At 75.9% G+C, this 20,288-nt stretch carries 12 protein-coding genes and 1 pseudogene; 3 read left to right on the forward strand and 10 right to left on the reverse strand.

The features are described 5' to 3' along the window. Positions 1 to 15: 15 nt before the first annotated feature. Positions 16 to 1,404, reverse strand: a complete 1,389-nt coding sequence (eccB, locus tag KPL60_RS25425) for a type VII secretion protein EccB (protein WP_226367437.1) — start codon at positions 1,402 to 1,404, stop codon at positions 16 to 18. A 4-nt stretch (positions 1,405 to 1,408) separates the two neighbouring features. Continuing rightward, positions 1,409 to 2,809 (reverse strand): type VII secretion integral membrane protein EccD, encoded by a 1,401-nt coding sequence (eccD, locus tag KPL60_RS25430; RefSeq protein WP_226350125.1) that lies wholly within the window; start codon positions 2,807 to 2,809, stop codon positions 1,409 to 1,411. 263 nt (positions 2,810 to 3,072) lie between these two features. Between eccD and eccCa the strand changes: the two are divergent. Together eccCa and eccCb are read left to right on the forward strand one after the other, a co-directional pair. Next, a pseudogene (gene eccCa / locus KPL60_RS25435) lies at positions 3,073 to 4,983 on the forward strand (type VII secretion protein EccCa); the annotation flags it as partial. A gap of 248 nt (positions 4,984 to 5,231) precedes the next feature. After that, positions 5,232 to 6,917: a type VII secretion protein EccCb gene (eccCb, locus tag KPL60_RS25440; protein ID WP_308016827.1), complete on the forward strand. Its 1,686-nt coding sequence runs from the start codon at positions 5,232 to 5,234 to the stop codon at positions 6,915 to 6,917. Positions 6,918 to 6,959: 42 nt separating this feature from the next. Here the strand turns inward: eccCb and KPL60_RS25445 are convergent, their stop codons facing one another. From KPL60_RS25445 to KPL60_RS25455, 3 genes are read right to left on the reverse strand one after another with little or no spacing between them, the layout of a single operon-like run. Continuing rightward, positions 6,960 to 7,628: a GntR family transcriptional regulator gene (locus tag KPL60_RS25445; RefSeq protein ID WP_226367438.1), complete on the reverse strand. Its 669-nt coding sequence runs from the start codon at positions 7,626 to 7,628 to the stop codon at positions 6,960 to 6,962. 26 nt (positions 7,629 to 7,654) lie between these two features. After that, positions 7,655 to 8,443, reverse strand: a complete 789-nt coding sequence (locus KPL60_RS25450) for an aspartate/glutamate racemase family protein (protein WP_226367439.1) — start codon at positions 8,441 to 8,443, stop codon at positions 7,655 to 7,657. Then, positions 8,443 to 9,939, reverse strand: coding sequence for a dicarboxylate/amino acid:cation symporter (locus tag KPL60_RS25455; protein WP_226367440.1), 1,497 nt, complete (start codon positions 9,937 to 9,939; stop codon positions 8,443 to 8,445). The genes KPL60_RS25450 and KPL60_RS25455 overlap by 1 nt, the downstream gene beginning before the upstream one ends. A gap of 116 nt (positions 9,940 to 10,055) precedes the next feature. On the opposite strand from KPL60_RS25455, the gene KPL60_RS25460 reads away from it, so the two are divergent. After that, positions 10,056 to 11,489 carry an aspartate ammonia-lyase gene (locus tag KPL60_RS25460; protein ID WP_226368234.1) on the forward strand — a complete coding sequence of 478 codons (1,434 nt, stop codon included), beginning with the start codon at positions 10,056 to 10,058 and terminating at the stop codon, positions 11,487 to 11,489. Positions 11,490 to 11,518: 29 nt separating this feature from the next. Here the strand turns inward: KPL60_RS25460 and mycP are convergent, their stop codons facing one another. From mycP to KPL60_RS25485, 5 genes are all read right to left on the reverse strand, one after another. After that, complete coding sequence (gene mycP, locus KPL60_RS25465) at positions 11,519 to 12,778, reverse strand: type VII secretion-associated serine protease mycosin (RefSeq protein ID WP_226367441.1); 1,260 nt, start codon at positions 12,776 to 12,778, stop codon at positions 11,519 to 11,521. Between the two features lie 32 nt (positions 12,779 to 12,810). Beyond that, positions 12,811 to 15,174, reverse strand: coding sequence for a hypothetical protein (locus tag KPL60_RS25470; protein ID WP_226367442.1), 2,364 nt, complete (start codon positions 15,172 to 15,174; stop codon positions 12,811 to 12,813). 151 nt (positions 15,175 to 15,325) lie between these two features. Continuing rightward, on the reverse strand, positions 15,326 to 17,002 hold the full coding sequence (locus KPL60_RS34880) for an AAA family ATPase (protein WP_308016828.1): 1,677 nt from the start codon (positions 17,000 to 17,002) through the stop codon (positions 15,326 to 15,328). Positions 17,003 to 17,348: 346 nt separating this feature from the next. After that, positions 17,349 to 19,229, reverse strand: a complete 1,881-nt coding sequence (locus tag KPL60_RS25480; protein WP_226367443.1) for a hypothetical protein — start codon at positions 19,227 to 19,229, stop codon at positions 17,349 to 17,351. A gap of 192 nt (positions 19,230 to 19,421) precedes the next feature. Further along, positions 19,422 to 20,192 carry an ABC transporter ATP-binding protein gene (locus KPL60_RS25485; RefSeq protein WP_226350629.1) on the reverse strand — a complete coding sequence of 257 codons (771 nt, stop codon included), beginning with the start codon at positions 20,190 to 20,192 and terminating at the stop codon, positions 19,422 to 19,424. Positions 20,193 to 20,288 lie beyond the last annotated feature (96 nt).

Below are 20,288 nucleotides of genomic sequence, written 5' to 3' on the forward strand. Positions count from 1 at the left end.
GTCGCATGCGAGCGGTCACGACTGCGGTGACCGGGTCTGCAACGCCGGCTCCCGGTCGAGCACCGGGCCGGTCGGCAGCAGCTCCAGCAGCTGCTCGGGCACCGCGACGGCGCTGCCGCCCTGCATGCCGAGCGCGGTCAACGCCTCGTCGTCGGCGACCGGGAACCGCACCCCGATGTCGGTGACGAGGAACGCCGCTCCGGGCGCGGCTCCCGGCGCGGCCGCCACCCGGGCGAGCACCCCGGACGCGGCCGGGATGCCGATCCGGTCGGCCTGCAGCCCCGGGGTGTGCGTCCCGGCCGGGACGGTGGCCGCCGCGACGGCCGCCGCCGGCAGCGTCCCGATCCGCACCGGGGCGTCGGGATCGGCGACGTCGACCCGGACGCAGGGGATGTCCTCCTGATGGGTCACCACCAGCCGCGGCGGCACCGGGGGCAGGTCACGGCCCAGCTCCGGGCCGGCCGACCGCGGCACCGCCGCGATGTCGGCGGGCCCCACGCGGACCGTGCTGCCGCCACCCGACATCGCCAGCGCGGCCATCGTGCGGCTGAGCGGGGCGACGCCGTCGGCACGGACGAGGTAGAGGTCGTCGGAGGCGAGCGCGGGGTTGTCGACCTGGTACACCTGCCCGACCCGGCTGGGCCTCCCGGCGATGGTGGGCCCCGGCGCACCGGGGGTGCCCATCGCCGGGACGCCCAGGTCCGGTCCGGCCGGGACCGCGGCCAGCCAGCCGGGCTGCACGGGTGCCGGGGCGACGTCGTCGTAGCCGAGGGCGGCGGCGACGCCCGCCCCGCCGAGCCGGTAGCGCCGGCCCTGCCAGACCAGGCTCTCCTGGCCGTCGGGGGTGGCGACGAGCAGCCCCTCGTCGTCCGCCGGCTCGGGACCGGCCGGGGCGCCGAGCAGCAGCGACAGCGTCGGCGGTCCGACCGTGCCCGCGGCCGGCGGGCTCGCGCACACCGTCCACGGGGACCGGTTCAGCGACGCCGCGGCGGGCACCGAGTCCGGCGCGTCGGGGATGCCGATCGGCGCCCCCACCGGGGTCCCGGCCAGCGACGCCGCCGACACCGACGTCGGTGCCGCGGTCGACCCGGTCGCCAGCCGTGCCGAGGCCAGATTGAGCACCGGGTGCAGCGTCCCGTTCAGGTAGACGAACCGGGCCCCGGAGGTCTTCTCCGTGACGATCGCGCCCGCCGTCCGCCACGAGGTGTTCCCACCCGGCTTGAACAGCCCGTACACGCCGAACCCGGCGCAGAGGACCGCGGCGACCAGCACCCCGATGGCGAACCCGGTGCTGAGCCGCCGCCCCGGCGGGCGGACGACGTCCGGCCGTCCGTGGGTGACCGCGGAGGTCATCCGCCCGACGACGTAGAAGTAGGCCTGGACCTGGTCCCGACGCGACTGCACCTGCTCAGCCCGCCAGTCCGCGCATCCAGGCGAACACGCCCAGCACCTGCAGCAGCAGCGGGAGCACCGCGACCGCCGTCAGCGACTCGACGATCTCGACGGCCCGCCCCCAGTACGGCCGCAGACGGTGGCCGGGCAGCCGCTCGGCCGCCACGGCGAGCAGGGCGCCCGCGGCGAGCACCGGCAGCCACAGCCCCAGCACCCGCGCGGTCGGCGACAGGACCGGGGCGACCCCGACCGCGCACACCACCAGCGCGGTGACCACCGGTGCGAGCACCGCCCACCGGGCCACCACGGAGTCCAGGTGCCGTGCGCGCAGCGCCATCAGCGCCGCGACGACGAGCACGAACACCACCGCCCAGACGGTGGCCTCGACGAGCACCAGGGGCAGCAGCACGAGCTGCGCCGCCCCCAGCCCGACGTGCAGGGCCGCGGTGTACCCGACCGTCGCGGTCCCCCGCTCGACGACGAGCGCGTAGGGCACCGGCTCGACGTCGTCGGAGAGCTGCTCGGGCTCCCCGGGCAGCAGCGGCAGCTGCAGGCCGGACAGCCGGAAGGCGGTGGAGGGGACGAACACCCCGGCCACCAGCGACAGCACCACCGCGATCGCCGCGGCCTTGGGCGCGGACACCCCGCCCAGCGCCCCGGCCAGGCCCGCCGCGGCCGTGACCAGGCCCGCCGTCGCGGCCCCGACGAACAGCAGCGCGCCGTCCGCGACGAGCGCCGTCCCGATGGCGAGCGCCATCAGGCCCAGCGCGGCCGCGCAGGCGACCACGGTCATCACCGGCGCGCCCGGCTCGATGAGGCGGATCAGCAGCACACCGGCGGTGGCGGCGTAGCAGACGGCGACGCCCGCCAGCCCGGCCGCGGGCACCGTCCCGACGCCACTGCGCGCGACCAGCCCCGCCGCTCCCAGCAGTACCACCGCGATGGCCCCGGCCAGCGCGAGCGCCAGCGCCGGGACGGTGACCTGCAGGACCAGCGGGACCCCGGTCAGCAGGGCGAGTGCCGCCAGGAGTCTGAGCATCGCCCGGGTCCGGCTGTCGTTCCACGACCAGGGATGGGTGCGGACCTGCTCGCCCACGCCGTCCACGACGTCGTCGTAGTCGATGGGGGCCAGCCCGTCGGCCCGTGGCCGGACGTGCACCACCTCCCCGTCGCGCAGGCCCAGCTCGCCGGTCGTGCGTTCCTCGTCGAACGGCGGGTCACCCAGCCGTTGCAGGACCCAGCCCTCGTGCTCGGCGCCCTGCTCGATCGCCTCGCCACCGAAGTGCGGCAGCACCGCGGGCAGCAGGTCGGCGAGCGGGACCTCGGCCGGCACCGTGATGTCCGCGGACTTCTCACCGAGGACGAAACGTAGCCGGGCCGAGCTGCGTGTGCGATGCTGGATCTGCTCTTGCGTCACGGTTCCTCGGGTCCTCTCCTGCCAGGGTGTCGACCACCGCGAACCGCCCGGAACGCTAGGTCCGCCCCCACGCACACGTGCGGCGCCGCGGCCCCGCCCGGGCTTTCCAGGGGAGATCACCCACGAAGGGGAAGCGCGTGAGCACCGAACTGTTCGCCCGACGGGCGCGCCGTCAGAAGCCCCCCGTGCCCGACGAGACCGTCGAGATCCAGGAGCCGCCCGCGGTTCCCGAGGAGTCGGGCGGGGGCATGAGCTCGGCGCTCATGTACGCGCCGATGGGTCTCGGCTCGCTGGCCATGGTGATGATGTTCGTCCGCCCCGGCGGCGGTCCACTGATCTACGTCGGCGGCGGCCTGATGGTGCTCTCCGCCATGGGCATGATGCTGGTCGGGTTGCTGCGCAACTCCGTCAACCACAAGCAGAAGCTGCACGGGCTGCGCCGCGACTACGTCCGCTACCTGACCCAGCTGCGTGGCCGGGTCCGCCGCTCGCTGGCCGCCCAGCAGACGGCCGCGAAGTGGCTGCACCCCGATCCGCGCTCGCTGTGGTCGATCGCGCTGGGCTACCGGCTGTGGGAGCGCCGTCCCTCGCACGACGACTTCGGCGAGATCCGGATCGGGCTGGGGACCCGGCGCTCGTCGCTGGCGCTCAAGCCGCCGGAGACCAAGCCCGTGGAGGACCTGGAACCGCTGTCGGCGCACGCGCTCCGCCGCTTCCTGCGCGCCTACTCGACCGTCCCCAACGCCCCGATCGCCGTCTACGTCCGCGGGTTCGCCCAGATCCAGATGACCGGCGACGACGAGGCCGTCCTCGGCCTGGCCCGCGCGATGCTGGCCCAGCTCGTCACCGCGCACGGACCCGCCGACCTGCGGGTCGCGGTGGCCTGCAGCGACGAGAACCGGCACCGCTGGGACTGGTGCAAGTGGCTGCCGCACGGCCAGGACCCCGACGCCCCCGACGCCGCCGGTGCGCGGCGGATCGTGACCGACAGCCTGGCCGAGGCGGAGGACCTGCTCGGCGGTCCGGCGTTCGCCGGCCGCCCGCGGTTCGAGGCGGGGTCCCCGGTCACCGCGACCGAGCCGCTGGTCGTGCTGGTCCTCGACGGGGTCGGCGTGCACCCGGAGCACCGCTGCGTGCTGGAGGGCTACCGCAACACGGTGCTCCTGGACGTCGGCGGCTCGCTGCCGTGGACCCAGCGCGCCGACGCGCTGTTCCTGGAGGTCGACCCGGACGAGGTCCGCACCGTGGTCTTCGACCGGCTGGGCCGCCCGCGGCCGCGGCCGCTCTGCCGCCCGGACCGGCTGGGACCGGCCGGGGCCGCGGCGCTGGCCCGCACCGTGGCCCGGTTCCGGATCGGGACCGCGACCGGGACGACCGAGGAGCCGCTGGCCTCGGACTACGACCTCGCCGCGCTGCTCGGGCTCGGCGACGTCCGGACCTTCGACCCGGTCCGCTACCGCAGCGGCCGGGCGGGCGCCAAGCGACGGCTGCGGGTGCCGATCGGCATCTCCGCCGCCGGGGCACCGCTCGAGCTGGACCTCAAGGAGTCCGCCGAGGACGGCATGGGCCCGCACGGCATGTGCATCGGCGCGACCGGGTCGGGCAAGTCCGAGCTGCTGCGGACGCTGGTGCTCGCACTGGCGACGACGCACACCTCCGAGGACCTCAACTTCGTGCTCGTCGACTTCAAGGGCGGTGCCGCGTTCCTCGGGTTCGACGCGCTGCCCCACACCTCCGCGGTGATCACGAACCTGGAGGACGAGCTGGAGCTCGTCGACCGGATGCAGGACGCGCTGACCGGTGAGCTGAACCGCCGCCAGGAGCACCTGCGCCGGTTCGAGTACGCCTCGCGTCGCGACTACGAGGCCGCCCGCGCCGCCGGGGCGCCGCTGGAGCCGATGCCCGCGCTGCTCGTCGTCGTCGACGAGTTCAGCGAGATGCTGTCCTCCAAGCCGGAGTTCGTCGACGTGTTCGCCATGATCGGACGGCTGGGCCGCAGCCTCGGGGTGCACCTGCTGCTGGCCAGCCAGCGCCTCGACGAGGGAAGGATCTCCAAGGTCGAGACGCACCTGTCCTACCGGATCGGCCTGCGCACCTTCTCCGCCGGGGACAGCCGCAGCATCATCGGTGTCCCGGACGCCTACGAGCTGCCCTCCGCACCCGGCAACGGCTACCTGCGTCCGGACACCCAGACCCTGCTGCGGTTCAAGGGCGCCTACTCCTCGGCGACCTACCGCCCGGCCCGGCGGCGCCGGCGCCGCGACGACGTCGAGCAGCAGGTGGTGGCCTTCGGCACCGAGTACCTCCCGCCGCCGGCCCTCCCGGAGGCCGACGAACCGGAGCCCGAGGAGCCCACCGAGACCCGCGCCATGATCGACGTGCTGCTGGGGCGGCTGACGGGATCGGGCCACGGGCCCACCAGGTGTGGCTGCCGCCGCTCGTCGTCCCGGCCGCGCTGGACCAGCTGCTCCCCCCGCTGGTCGACGACCCGGAGCTGGGGCTGCGCGCCGTCGGCGCCCTGGACTCGGGCACCCTGCGCGCCCCGGTCGGGCTGATCGACCTGCCGGCCCAGCAGCGGCGCGAGCTGCTGACCGCCGACCTGTCCGGGGCCGGCGGCAACGTCGGCGTCGTCGGTGGGCCGCAGACCGGCAAGTCCACCCTGCTGCGCACGGTGATCTCGTCGCTGGCGCTGACCCACTCCGCCGCGCAGGTGCAGTTCTACTGCCTCGACTTCGGCGGCACGCTGTCGTCGCTGTCCGGGCTGCCGCACATGGGCTCGGTCGCGAACCGGCTCGACCGGGACCGGGTCACCCGCACGGTGCTGGAGGTGACCAACCTGCTGGCCCGGCGGGAGGCCCTGTTCGCCGAGCACAACATCGACTCCATGGCGACCTACCGGCGGGCCCGGCGCGCTGGCCGCTTCCTCGACGAGGACCCCTACGGCGACGTCATGCTCGTCGTCGACGGCTGGTACACGGTCCGTCAGGACTACGACGAGCTGGAGGAGCGGTTCCAGGAGCTGGCCGCGCGCGGGCTCGGCTTCGGCATCCACCTGATCATCGCCTCCAACCGGTGGGCGGAGATGCGCCCCTGGCTGCGCGACGTCCTCGGCACGCGCTTCGAGCTGCGTCTGGGTGACCCGGTCGACTCCGAGGTCGGGAGCCGGGTGGCGGCGACCGTCCCGGAGGGACGGCCGGGGCGCGGTCTCACCCGCGACCGCCTGCACTTCCTGGCCGCGCTGCCCCGTATCGACGGGTCCGGTGCCACGGACGACCTGTCCGAGGCGACCGTCGAGCTCGCCGAGGCCCTCACCACGCCCCGGGCACCGGTCGCCCCGCCGGTACGGCTGCTGCCCGGGCGGCTCGCGCCCGCGGACCTGCCCGCACCGACGGCGGTCAGCGCCACCGCCGAGATGCGGATGGCGCTGGGCGTCGAGGAGACCCGGCTCGGCGTGCAGTGGTGGGACCTCGACACCAGCCCGCACCTGCTGGTCTACGGCGACACCGAGACCGGGAAGACGGGTCTGCTGCGCCACATCGCGCGCAGCGTCGCCGCCCACCACACCCCCGACGACGTCCGGATCGTGTTCGGCGACGTGCGCCGCGAGCTCTACGACGCGGTGGGGCAGGAGTACCAGCAGGACTACTCGGTCGGCGTCGACGCCCTGACCACGGCGCTGCGGACGGTCGGGGAGACGCTGCGGGCCCGGGTCCCCGGACCGGACATCACCCCGGACCGGCTGCCGCGCCGGGACTGGTGGACCGGCCCGCGCTACTACGTGCTGGTCGACGACTTCGAGCTGATGGAGGGCGGGATGGGCGCCGGCGCGCTCGAGCCGCTGGTGCCGCTGCTCGCCCAGGGCGCCGACATCGGCCTGCACCTGGTGATCGCCCGCAGCACCGGTGGCGCGTCGCGGTCGATGATGAACGCCGGGATCCGGCGGATGTGGGAGCTGGGTTCGCCCGCGCTGCTGCTGTCCTGCCCGCGCGAGGAGGGGCGCTTCCTGGGGACGGTGCGGCCGCGCACCCTGCCGCCCGGGCGGGGTCAGTTCGTCGACCGCAGGCGGTCGGTGCGCCTGGTGCAGACACCCCGCACCGACGGCGGGTGACCGGCACGGTGCCGGCGTGGCGGGTACCGCGCCGGCACCGGGTCAGCCGAGCTGGTTGGTCGCGAACAGCTCCGTGATGTGGCCGCCGAGCCGCTCCCAGTGCTGCCCCGACGAGGCCGCGGCGGCCGCGCCGTCGCCGGAGGCGCAGAGGTCCACGAACGCGTCGTGGTGCTCGATGGTGTTCCGGCCGCCCAGCAGCGTGGAGAGCTTCCGGTAGAGGATCCGGTGGATCTGCGGGTGCAGCTGCTCGACGATCCGGGTCAGCGTCGGGTTGTCCGCGACGCGCAGCGGCACGCCGTGGAAGCGGTCGTCGGCGTCGAGGGCGGCGTCGGTGTCGTCGGTGTCCACCGCGCGCTCGAAGTCGCGGTTGGCCGCACGCATCTCCTCGAGGTCGGCCGCGGTCATCCGGGGTACCGCCGTGCCGACGGCCAGGGTGTCCAGCGACCTCAGCACCGCCAGCGCGCGCTCGGCGTCGGTCCGGTCCAGCGGGGTGATGCGGGTGTAGACACCGGGCTTGGCCTCGACCAGCCCGGTGTCCGCCAACCGGTTGAGCGCCTCCCGCACCGGGGTCCGGCTCAGGCCGAACCGCTCGGCGAGCTCGGTGTCGCGGACCTTCTCCCCCGGCGCCAGCTCGAAGTGGACGATGGCGTCGCGCAGCCGCGCGAACACCTCGTCACTGAGCAGGCGACGCGGGACGGGAACGATCTGCATGCAGCACACAGTATATCAACGGCACGTTAAATCGGTGCCGTCAGCGCCACCATCGCCCGGGCCAGGATCCGTGCCGGGTCCAGCAGCGGCACCGTGACGTCGGTCGTGGCCAGGCACAGCGGGATCTCCGTGCACCCGGCCACGACCGCCTCCGCACCGGCCCGGGCGAGCCGGTCGGCGACCGCGGCCAGGGCCGCGGTCTCGGCCGCACCGCGACGACCGGCCTTGATCGACAGGATCGCCGTCATCACGGCCCGCTGGTCGCGGGCGTCGGGCACGATCCCCTCGACCCCCCTGCGGTGCAGCCAGTCCTGGTAGAGCCCGGTCCCGACGGTCCCGTCGGTCGCGAGCAGGCCCGCGCACCGGACGGGTGGCGCCGCGCCGGCGAGGGACCGGGCGACCTCGTCGATCATGTGGACGACCGGGACGTCGACGTACTGCAGCAGCGCCGGCACGAACGCGTGGGCGGTGTTGCAGGGGATGGCGATGTGCGTCGCGCCTGCCTCCTGCAGCTTCTCCGCACCCGCGCGCAGCCAGGGCAGCGGGTCGGGGCCACGCCCCTGCAGGCTCTCGGTCCGGTCGGGCACCGTCGGGTCGGACCAGATGACGACCCGACGGTGCTCCTGGTCCCGCGACGCGGGGGTCGCGTCCACGAGCTTGGTGTAGAAGTCCGCGGTGGCCGCGGGGCCCATGCCGCCCAGGATCCCGATCACCGGGACGTCCGGCGCGCCGGGCCCGGCCGGGCCCCGCGCCGCGACCGGAGCCGGGGCGGTCCCCGGCCCGGTCGCGCGCGGGGCGCGTTCCGGGGCGATCATCAGCGCTGCGACCCCTGGGTCGCGTCGACCCGCTCGTCCGGGGCGGGTGCCCCCGCACGGTCCGCCGTGACCGGCGACGGGCGCCCTTCGTCGGCCCCGGCCGGTGCCGACGGTGCGGGTCCGCCGGCAGCGGCTCCCGGGGACCCGTCGGCCGGGTCGGCGTCGGCCGCGGCGGCCGCGTCGAGGTCGGCGGGCAGCGGCTCACCGCGGCGGCGGGCGCCCCGGATCTCCGACTTGTCGATGACGGCGGCGGCCAGCGAGTTGCCGACGACGTTCACCCCGGTACGGGCCATGTCGACGATGAAGTCGACGCCCAGCAGGAGCGCCACGCCCTCGGGCGGCAGCCCGATCGTCGTGCTCGCGGCGAGCAGCACGACCACCGACGCGGAGGCGACCCCGGCCATGCCCTTCGACAGCACGACGAGCACACCCACCATCAGCAGCAGGCTGCCCCAGGAGGTGTCGAGACCGAAGGCGTTCGCGATGAACACGAGGGCGACGGCCTGGTAGAGCACCGAGCCGTCGGTGTTGAAGGAGTAGCCCAGCGGGACCACGAACGACGAGGTCGAGCGGCTCACCCCGAACTTCTCGAGCCGGCCCAGCAGCGGCGCCAGCACCGCCTCCGAGCTGCGGGTGACGAACGCCAGCCCGGCCAGGTCGCCGATCGAGCGCAGCATCGCGACGTAGCGGACGCCGTAGATCGCCGCGATGACGGGGAAGACGACACCGAGGACGAGGATCAGCCCCAGGTAGACCACACCCACGAAGCCGAGCAGGCTCACCAGGTTGCCGAAGCCGTAGTGCGCGACGTCGTAGGCGATGAACCCGAGCACGCCCAGCGGCGCGAACGCGATGACGTAGCCGACGACCTTGAACATGGCCCCGGCGAAGGAGTCGAGGACGTCGTTGACCGGCCGTGCCTTCTCCCCGAGCGCGGCCAGCGCGATGCCCACCAGGGTCGCGAACACGATGACGCCGAGCAGGTTGCCCTCGGCGAACGCCTGGAACACGTTCTTGGGGATCGCGTGCAGGAGCAGCTCGTGGAAGTCCACGCCCTGCTGGAGGTTGCCCACCGCGGCCGCGTCACCACCCGAGGTCGGGGCGCCGACGCCGAGGTCGAACGCCTTCGCCAGGCCGACCGCGAGCAGCAGGATGACGGTGGTGACGATCTCGAAGTAGAGGATCGACTTGCCGGCGATGCGGCCGACCTTCTTGACCGACTCCATCCGCGAGATGCCCAGCACGATCAGCGGGAACACCAGGGGGACGACGACCATCTGGACCGCGTTCAGGAACGCGTCACCGAGGATCTTCAACCCCTCGCCGACGACGGGGAACGCCCAGCCGATCGCCGCTCCGAGGGCGACCGCGATCAGCGACTGGACACCGATCGGGTAGCGCCAGAACCGCCAGTGCACGCGCGCGGCCACGGAGCCGCGGCCGGCACGGGGCTGCGGTGGTTCCTGGGGCGTCGACGGCGTCGGGGACACGGCCATTGTGACTCCTCGCTGCTGTTTGCGTGCAGTATATTGCACTCTGAGCTTTGCGCTTCGCATCCAACATTGAGTAGTCTGGCAGCCGTTGTCAAGAGTGGGGAGCAGCCATGAACGCGATGACGCGTACGGAGGGGGATTCCCTCGGCACGGTCGAGGTGCCCGCGGACGCCTACTGGGGGGTGCACACCGCACGGGCGGTCGCCAACTTCGCCGTGACCGGCGAGACGGTCGGTGGTTTCCCCCGGCTGGTGCACGCCCTGGCCGCGGTGAAGGAGGCGGCCGCCCTGGCCAACCGGGACCTCGGGCGGCTGGACGGGCGCCGGGCCGACGCGATCGTCGCGGCCTGCCGGGAGCTGCGCGCGGGCGCGCTGGCCGACCAGTTCCCGATCGACCCGATCCAGGGCGGGGCGGGGACCTCGACCAACATGAACGCCAACGAGGTCGTCGCGAACCGGGCCCTGGAGCTGCTCGGGCACGCCCGGGGCGACTACGCCGAGCTGGACCCGCTGACGCACGTCAACCTGGGCCAGTCGACCAACGACGTCTATCCGACGGCGATCCGGCTCTGCATCCTGACCCACCTGCACGAGCTGGTCGCCGGTCTGGAACACCTCGCCGCGGCGTTCGCGCGCAAGTCCGAGGAGTTCCACGACGTCGTCAAGATGGGGCGCACCCAGCTCCAGGACGCGGTCCCGATGACGCTGGGCCAGGAGTTCCACACCTACACCACGATGCTGCGCGAGGACTGTGCGCGGCTGCGTGAGGCGGCCGCCCTGCTGTGCGAGAGCAACCTCGGCGGCACGGCGATCGGGACCGGCATCAACGGCCACCCCGACTACGCCCGGGTGGCCTGCGCGCACCTGCGCGACATCACCGGCGAGGAGGTCGTCCCGGCGGGCGACCCCATCGAGGCGACCCAGGACTGCGGGGCGTTCGTGCAGGTCTCCGGCGTCCTGAAGCGGGTCGCGGTGAAGCTGTCCAAGGTCTGCAACGACCTGCGCCTGACCTCGTCGGGCCCGTCGGTCGGGTTCGCCGAGATCAACCTGCCGCCGGCCCAGGCCGGGTCGTCGATCATGCCGGGGAAGGTCAACCCGGTCATCCCCGAGATGGTCAACCAGGTGGCGTTCGAGGTCATCGGCAACGACCTGACCGTCACCATGGCCGCCGAGGCCGGGCAGCTCCAGCTCAACGCCTTCGAACCGATCATCGTCTACGGGCTGATGCGGTCGACCTCGCACCTGGAGGCCGCGGCGCGGACGCTGGCGGACCGCTGCGTCGACGGGATCACCGCGAACCGTGAGCACCTGGAGCAGGGCGTGCGCGGGTCGGTCGGGATCGTCACGGCGCTGTCCCCCGCGTTGGGGTACGCCACGAGTGCGGAGATCGCGAAGGAGTCGCTGGCCACCGGACGGCCGGTCGGCGACATCGCGGTGGCCCGGGGGCTGCTCGACGCCACGCGGGTCGACGAGCTGCTCTCCCCCGCCGCGCTCACCGGGCTGGCCGCCCCGGCCCGGTCGCTGCCGCGGGACCTGGACGCCGCCCTCCACTGACCGCCGCTCCGGCACGGGCCGGGACCGGTTCATCCGGCCCGGATGCCGGAGGGCCGCTCCGGCACACCGCCGTCGTCCGTCGCAGCACCCGCGACCGCCTCGGCCGGGGTGGGCCCGCGGATCTCGACCCGCCGGGGCGGGGACCACCCGCGACGGTGCCCGGCCGGGCCCAGCCGGACCAGCAGCACGACCACCGCGGCCGTGCCGGCGGCGGCGAGCACGCTGAGCACCGCCGTCAGCGGCCCCCACGACGGGGCGACCGGATCGGGTGCACGGACCGGCGGGGCGACGACGGCGGCCTCCCGCCCCGTCCCCTCCTCGGGCAGCACCGCGGTGACGGCGTCGACCGGGTTCACGGTGCCCCAGCCGAGTGCCGGGTCGGGGAGCGGGACCGCGGGGTGCGTCGCGGTCGCCTCCAGCCGGTGCTTGACCTGGTCGGCCCGCAGGTCGGGCCGGTAGGCGCGGACCAGGGCGGCGGTGCCCGCCACGAACGGCGCCGCGTAGCTGGTGCCGCTGCCCTGCCAGTGGCCCGGCCCGCCCGGGCCGATGCTGACGACGTCGCTGCCCGGGCCGACCAGCGACAGGTACGGGCCGGTCTGGGAGAAGTCGGCGCGCCCGCCCTCGGCGTCGACGGCACCGACCGCGATCACCGTCGGGTAGGAGGCCGGGTAGGTGACGGGATCACCCGTGCGCGCCCCGTTGGCGGCCGAGGCGACCACGACGACGTCGCGGGCGGCGGCGTGCGCCACCGCCTCGGCGAGCCCGGCGTCCGGGATGCTGGTGCTGGCCGACACGTTGATCACGCGGGCGCCCTCGTCCACGGCGCGGCGGATGCCCGCGGTCAGGGACGCGGCGGTCACCCGGCCTGCGTCGCCGTCCGCGTCCGGGACCGTGACCCGGATCGGCAGCAGGGTCGCGTCGGGGGCGATCCCGGCGAACCCGCTGCCCTCGACCGGCTGCGCGGCGATGATGCCGCCGACGAAGGTCCCGTGGCCGTAGCAGTCGCTGTCCGCCGGGCCGGGCGACACCACGTCGGCACCCGGGAGCACGTGCGCGCCCGCGAGCTGCGGGGTCCGGGCGTCGACCCCGGTGTCGACGACGGCGACGACGACCCCCGCACCCCGGGTCACCGGCCACACCCGCTGCGGCGCGAGCTGGCGCTGTGCCCAGGGCAGCGTCGGTTCGGTCACCGTGGGCGGGGGCAGGCACCCCGGCGGGACCTCCGGGGCGGCGAGGGCCGGTGGGGCGGCCGTCAGCAGCGTGACGAGCGCGGCCGCACCGAGCGCCACGGCCCGTCCGGCGGCGCGGGACCTCGCCCGTCTCACGACGCGGCGGCCGAGTCGCCGGTGGCGCCCGCGTCGACCGTGAGGAGCGGGACGGTGAGGCGCCGGACGACGTCCGGGTCCTCCACCGTCCGCAGCACCATCCGGCGTCGCCGCTCCAGGGCCCGTTCCAGCCTCGCCAGTGCCGCCTGGTCGCGTTCGCCGAGCCCACCGGAGCCCTCGCCCTCGTCGGCGCCGAGCTCCCGGACCAGCAGGGCGAGACGCGGCGCCACCGGCCCGCCGTCGATGTCCTCGGGCGCGGGCGCATCCCGCACACCGATCGTCCGGAACCGGGTACCGGCTGGGAAGACGACCTCCGCGACGGGGCGGCCCGCGACGAGCTCGCTCGTGCGGCGGGCCGTCATCGGCCAGATCAGGACGTCGTAGCCGGCGTCGGGGACGGTGACGTCGAGCTCGCCGGCCGCGCTGAGGAATCCCGGCTCGGCGAGTGTCCCGCCCACCACGATGTGGTCCGAGGGCGGTTCCGGCGCCCGACCCTGACGCAGCACCGGTCGACGGTGCGTCGGGAGGCGACGCAGCCCGGAGACCAGACAGGCCAGCTGCCCCTCCGGCAGGTCGCGGCCGCCGGACCGGACGCCCTCGTTGACCGGGCCGCCGCCACGCTCGCCGTCGCCGAGGTGCAGGCACACCGCGGCCAGGTCGGTCTTCACCCCGGACGTGTCCCCGGTGCGCAGCGACGGCCAGGAGGCCAGCGCCGCGTTGACCGTCGCGAGGGCCTCGGTGTACAGGTCCCCGGCGGCGGCGACGAACCGTTCGCGTTCCCTGCCCGTGCTGGGCCGGTCGTCGACGACGAGCGGTGGGCGCGCGTCCGTGGCCCCCGTGGTGGCCGCGGGGTCCGTGTCCCCGGGGCCGTGGTCCCCGGTGACGGGGCCGACCGGCCCGGCGTCGGCAGCCGGTCCCGGCGGGGTGACGTCGGCGTCCGGCGCCGGGACCGCACCGCCGGTCGGGCCGTCGGCGGGGCCCCCGGGCTCCGGTGCGGGGTCGACGGCCGGATGCTCCCCGGGGGTGGGCGGCTCCGCGACGGCCGGGACGGGCGCCGCGGGCACCGCCGACTCGACCCGCAGGTCCGGCACGGTGGTGTCCCAGCTCGCCGGGGCCGGCCGGGGCAGCAGCCCGAGCGACACGGCGCGCTCGGCGTCCTCCGGAGTGGCCCAGACCCCGCGGAGCCGGACCCGGTGACGGGCACGGCGCTCGTCGTCGAGGGAGTCGACGAGCGAGCGGGCGGCGGCCAGGAGTGCGGCCCCGACGGGCTCGCCGTCGTGGCCGAGGTGGAGGGTCCAGACCGCCGGGTCGTACGGGTCGGGCGGCACCGGCCCGGCGTCCCCGGCGCCGAGGACCAGACCCGACGGGACGACGGTGGCGACGACGTCGTCGCGGACGTAGCTGCACCCCCGCGCGTCCCACCCGGCCGGTGGGAGGCCCACCGACAACACGTCCTGCCCCCCGTCGGGGCGCTGGCGCAGCACCGTCGGGAACGGACGCATCCGGGTCTCCCGCCCGGGTTCGACCACGAAGGTCTCCACCCCCGACGCCGTCCGCAGCGCGACACCGGTGCCCAGGGCGAAGTCCGCGCCGATCGCCTCGCCGAGGGCCGCCGGGAACCCGTCGACGAGCGCTGCGGGGGTGAGCGGCGCGACCAGCACGGGGCACCCGGAGGTGATCGTCCGAGCGGCGCCGGCGATCGCCTCCGGCGTCGGGACGGGGCCGGTGCCGCCGACGAGCAGCTGCACGAAGCGACGGTCGAGAACGGCACGCAGCGCCACGTCGTCGTTCTCCGTGCCCGCCTCCGGGGCGGGCAGGCCGCGGACCGCGAGTCCGGCCGGGACCGGCTCGACGGCCGCTCCCCCGACGGCCGCGGGCTCGTCGGGCAGCGCCCCCTCCCAGTCCGGGCGCGGGAAGCGCGTGCCGTGTGCCTGCGGTGCTGATCCCGGTGCGAAGCGCACCCAGCCGGTCCCGCCGACCGTGGGTCCGGTGAGGATGCCGGAGCCGACGGAGAACCGCATGGCCCCCGACGGGGCGACGAGCGCGACGCCGGTGGCGTCGGCGACCTGCTGCAGCCTGGCACCCAGGGCGGCGATGTCGGTGACGGCGAGCCACAGCTCGCCGTCGGCGCCCGCGGGGCCGGTCACCACCTCGTGCAGCAGCCGGAGGAGCTCCGCCGCGAGTCCCGGCCTGCGGTAGGCGGTCCCGACCAGCATGGCGACCGGCGGCCCCGACGAGCCCAGGCTGGACAGGAACCCGCGCTCCCGGGACGCCTCCGTCCCGTCGGCGATCAGGACGTGCGGCCCGACCGGGGTTGCGGCCAGGGGGGCCACGACGGACTCGGCCCGGGCGTCGGTCACCGGTCCCACCTCGCTCTCCTCGGGCACGCGTCCACCGCCCCCGGCGGGACGGGCCCGATCCACCGTCGATCATGGCCGCGCCGGGCGGCCGGTATCCCTCCGCGCGCCGTGCGCACACCGAACACGGGGGTTTCCCCCGTCGGCCGCCGGATCAGCCGTCGAAACCGTCGGTGATCCGGGCGGCGAGCAGGAGAACCGCGTCGACGGTGGCCGGCGCCAGCCGGGACAGGTCGATCCGGCCCCCGTGCGCGAGGTGCTGGTCGAACGGCAGCTCCACGACGGCGCGGACACGGGACTCGAAGTGCCTGCGGACCAGGTCCCGGTCGATCTCCCGGCTCCACCGGTCCTGGGACAGGACGACGACGGCCTGCTCGGCGAGGGCGGAGAACCCGTGCCCGTGCAGCCAGTCCAGGGTTCTCGACGCCCGGGTCGCCCCGTCGACGGTCGGGGTCCCGACGACGACGAGCGCGTCCGCCAGCGTCAGCGTCCCCTCCATCGCCGAGTGCACGAGGCCGGTCCCCGAGTCGGTGACGAGCACGTTGGCGAACCGGCCGATCAGCCCGCAGACCGCCTCGTACTCCTCCCGGCTGAACGACTCCCCCGCCGCCGGGTCCTGCTCCGAGGCGATGACCCGCAGGCGTCCGGCCAGGCTGCTGAAGCGGTCGAGATCGTGGACCGACGACGCGTGTGCGGCCCCCGCGAGCAGCTCGCGGACCGTCGCGGACGTGTCGCCGGTGAGCCGGTCGGCCAGGGTGCCCGCGTCGGGGTTGGCGTCGAGGGCGACGATCCGGTCGCCGCGGTTCTCCGCCAGGACCAGCCCCAGCAACGCCGACACGGTCGTCTTGCCGACGCCGCCCTTGATCGAGGCGACCGCGATCCGCCGGACCCCGGCCAGCGGTCGGCGGATCTGCTGGATGAGCTCCTGGCGGGCGAGCTGGGCCGGGGACGGCCCGGGGTTGTAGCGGCCCGCGGTGACGGCGTAGACGCCGCGCCGCCAGCCGTGCATCGGTTGGTCCCCGGCATAGCGGATGGGCGCGTTCGGCGCGACGGGCCGGACCGCGCCGGCGCGCTCGGCCGGGAGCGGGACCGGCGCGGGCCGCGGGCCGGCGGGCGGTGCGGACCGGCGCGGCCGGGGCGGAGCGTCCGGGTGCTGCGGCGCGGCGGGCGGTCGCCCGGCGCCCGGTCCGGGCGGAGGTCCGCCCGGCGGCGAGGCGGGTGGCCGGGACGGGGGGTGCCCCCGCCCGCGGGGCGGTGTCGGTCGGTCGGCTCCGCCACGGGGCACCGGACCGGTCGCGGAGCCGGTGCCCACCGGTGGGGCGGCCTTCCCGGCGGCCGGGGTGGGGCGGCCCGTGACCACCGGGATCGCCGTCGTGGCCGGGGGTGCGGCCTCCCCGGCGGTCCCGGTCTCCCCGGTCCTCCCGGTCCTCTCGGTGGTCCCGGTCCTCTCGGTGGTCCCGGGCGTCCCGGTCTTCTCGGTCGTCCCGGACCTCTCGGTGCTCCCGGGCGTCCCGGTCTTCTCGGTGGTCCCGGTCCTCCCGTCGGACGTGTCCGGGCCGTCGGACGCGGGCCGGTCGCCGGGCGACGGCGTGGGTCCGGTGCCGGTCGTGCCGGCGACGCCGGGCGGCGCACCGGTGGTCTCCCCGGTCGCCCGTCCCACCCGCCCGGTGGACGTCGCGGGTGCCGCCGGCGGGGTCACCCGCAGGGCGCGGGTCTCGGGGTCGGCCGCGCTCGCGGGTCCCGACGGCCCGGTGGGCCCGGCCGTCGCGGCCGTGTCCCGGACCGGCGCCCCGGTGTCGGCAGCGCCTCCCCGGTCGCGGGCCGGTGACACCGGGACCGACGCCGGCGGCTCCGCGGGCGATGCGGGTCCGGCAGCCGGCGCCGGGCGCGGCGACGACGTCCGCGCCGGGAGCGGCGCGGGAGCCGGGGACGGCGTCGGACCTGCGGACGGCGTCGGACCTGCGGACGGCGTCGGAGCCGGGGACGACCGGACCGGCGGCTCCGGCTCCGGACCGGTCCCCGGAGCCGGACGGTGGGGCTGCCCGGCATCCTCCGTGGACCTCTCCGGGCGCCCCGCGTCCCAGGTCACCGTCCAGTCGACGGGGACCCACTCGTCGGTGGCGTCACCCGTCGCCGGGTCCTGCGACGTCCGGTCCTGCACAGTCCGGCCTCCGTCCTCAGCCGACCGACACCTCGGTCGACCTCACCGACGAGGGGTCGACCGGCTCGTCCAGGGAGACGGTCACCGAGGAACCACTGATCGTCTTCGTCGCGGACGTGCCCCCGTCCTCGGTGTTCACGGTGACGTGGGCGGTCCGGCCCGAGCAGTGCTCGTCGAAGCCGGAGATGCGCACGGCCGTCACCTGGCCCTCGTCGTTCTGCTTCACCGAGACCGACAGCGACGACGCGTCGGTCGAGCACTGCTCCGAGGCCTTCTGCTCCTCCTCGGCCTGCTGCCGCTCGGCACGCTCCGCGGCCGCCCGGCGTTCGGTCGCCCGCTGCTCGGCCGCCTCGCGCTCCGCCGCCTTCTGCTCGGCCCGGCGCTCGGCGGCCTCCTGCTCGGCGGCTTCCTGCTCGGCTGCCCTGCGCTCGGCGGCCTTCTGCTCGGCCGCCTTCCGCTCGGCCGCCTTCCGCTCGGCCGCCTTCCGCTCCGCGGCCTGCTGCTCCGCGGCCTGCCGCTCGGCCGCCTGCTGCTGGGCCGCCTGCTGCTGGGCCGCCATGAACTCGGCCGCCCGCTGCTCGATCGCGCCGTCCGACGCCTCCTCGGCACGCGGGAGGTCGGACCCGTCCCGGCCGGTCGTGTCCGGGGTGGTCTCCTCCGGGACGGTCCGGCTCGGCGCCGCGTCGCCCGCGGCGGAGCCGGTGGCGGTCCGGGCGGACGTGTCGTCCGCGCCGAGCCGGCGCTCGGGCTGCCCGGCGACTGCCGCCCCGCGGGACGGCGCCTGCGCGAGCAGCTCGGGCAGCCGCCCGCGCTCGGTCGCGCCGGTCGTCATCCGCGCGATCCACTGGTCGGCGAGCGAGAGCGCCTCCCGCTCGGAGACCCCCTCGGGAGCGGCGGCCACTGGAGCGGACTGCGGCGTGCCCTCGGCGGCGAGCGCCTCCTGCACCGCCGGTGCGGTCGGCGCCGGCGCGGTCTCCTCGGGGGCGGTCTGCGCCGGGGCGGTCTGCGCGGGCGCCGTCTGCTCGGGGGCCGTCTGCTCGGGGGCGGTCTGCTCGGGGGCGGTCTGCGCCGGTCCGGACTGCTGCGTGCCCTCGGCCACGAGCTCCTCCGTCTGCTGCGCGGGGCCGCTCGACGCCGGGGCCTCGGCCGGGGCCAGCACGCCCAGCGCCGTGAGGGCCTCGGCGACCTCCTCCTGCCGGTCGGCGCGGGTCGGCAGGTCGGCGGCGCCTTCGGCGGTCGCGGAACCGGAGGTGTCGGACGGCCGGTCACCCGCGACCAGGGACGTGACGGGCGCGGCGGCGGAGTCCACGGTCTCCACGGGCCGTTCGAGCGTCGTCGCGACGGACCTGCCGACGGTGTCGGTGGCCTCTCCGGCCGACTCGGCCACCGGGGTCACGACCTTCCGCACGGGGGCGGCGGGCACCGGCAGCGAGACCGGGGCCGCCGCCACGGGTGCGGGCAGCGCGACGGGGGCCGCGGGCACCGGTGCGGCCGCCACGATCGGACCGAGCACGGACGGCGCCGGGGGCACCGCCGGCAGCAGCGCCTCGGGGGCCACGACCTCCGGCTCGTCCACGCCGACGCCGTCGAGCGACGGCAGCTTCGGCCCGGCCGCGGCCGACGGGGACGGGGCGGACTCCGGCGCGGACTCCGGGGCGGCGTCGCGCGATGCCAGGATCTCCGCGTCGTCCGGCTGCCGCGCCTCGTTCCGCTGTCCCGCGGCCCAGGCGGCCCACTCCTCGGTGGAGTCGGTGGCCTTCCCGGCCGGCGCACCGGCCATGGCCGCCCCGAACACCCCGACGGCGGTGAGCGCGGTCAGTCCTGCGACCAGTGACTGCCGCGGGGCCGCAGAGCGGCGCTGGGGCCGCGTGGGGTCGTCGCGTCGGGGAGCCGACATCGGTGCACCTTCCGTCCGGTCGTCGTGCCGGCCGGGTTCTCCGGCCCACAGCTGATCACGACCATCGCGTGCGACCGGCCCCGGACGTACGTCGCGAAGGCGGCGAACGGCCCATCCGAGGGGGATCCCTCGCCAACCGGCGGCGCGGACCGGTGCTCCCGGCTGGGCCGGACGGCCCACGCGGCCCCGGCCTCAGTCGCGCCGGTAGGCGGTGAACCGTCCGTTGCCGCGACGCTCGACGGTCAGCGGCAGCCCGAACGTCTCCGACAGCGGCTCGGAGGTCATGACCTCGTCCAGGAGCCCCGCGGCGACCACACGCCCCTCACGCAGCAGCAGCCCGTGGCTGTAGTTCGGCGGGATCTCCTCGACGTGGTGGGTGACCAGCACCGACGCCGGGGCGTACGGGTCGTCGGCGAGGTCGGCGAGCCGGGTGACGAGGTCCTCGCGGCCGCCGAGGTCGAGCCCGGCGGCGGGCTCGTCGAGCAGCAGCAGCTCCGGGTCGGTCATCAGCGCGCGGGCGATCAGGGTGCGCTTGCGCTCGCCCTCGGAGAGCGTGCCGTACGCGCGCCCGGCGAATCCCGCCATGCCGAGCTGGCCCAGGAGCTGCTCGGCGCGGCCGGTGTCGTCGCGCTCGTACTCCTCGCGCCAGCGCCCGAGGACCGCGTAGCCCGCGGAGACGACGACGTCGGAGACGATCTCGTCGCCCGGGATCCGGACGCCCAGGTTGGCCGAGGTGAGGCCGATCCGGGTGCGGAGCTCGAAGACGTTGACCCGGCCCATGCGCTCGCCGAGCACGTAGACGGTGCCGGAGGTCGGGTGCAGCTCGGCACCGGCGAGGCGGAGCATGGTCGTCTTGCCGGCGCCGTTCGGGCCGAGGACGACCCAGCGCTCGTCGAGTTCCACCCGCCAGTCGACGGCATCGAGCAGGGTGGTGTCGCCGCGGCGGACGGTGGCGCCGTCCATCCCGACGACCACGTCCTCGTCGTCGATCGGGGTGGAAACGGGTGTGACACCGGGCGCGGACGGGGTTCGGGGCGAAGTCACCCCCCTATCCTGGCC

Origin of the sequence: Pseudonocardia sp. ICBG162 (assembly GCF_020496225.1) — a bacterium.
GTDB classification, from domain to species: domain Bacteria; phylum Actinomycetota; class Actinomycetes; order Mycobacteriales; family Pseudonocardiaceae; genus Pseudonocardia; species Pseudonocardia alni.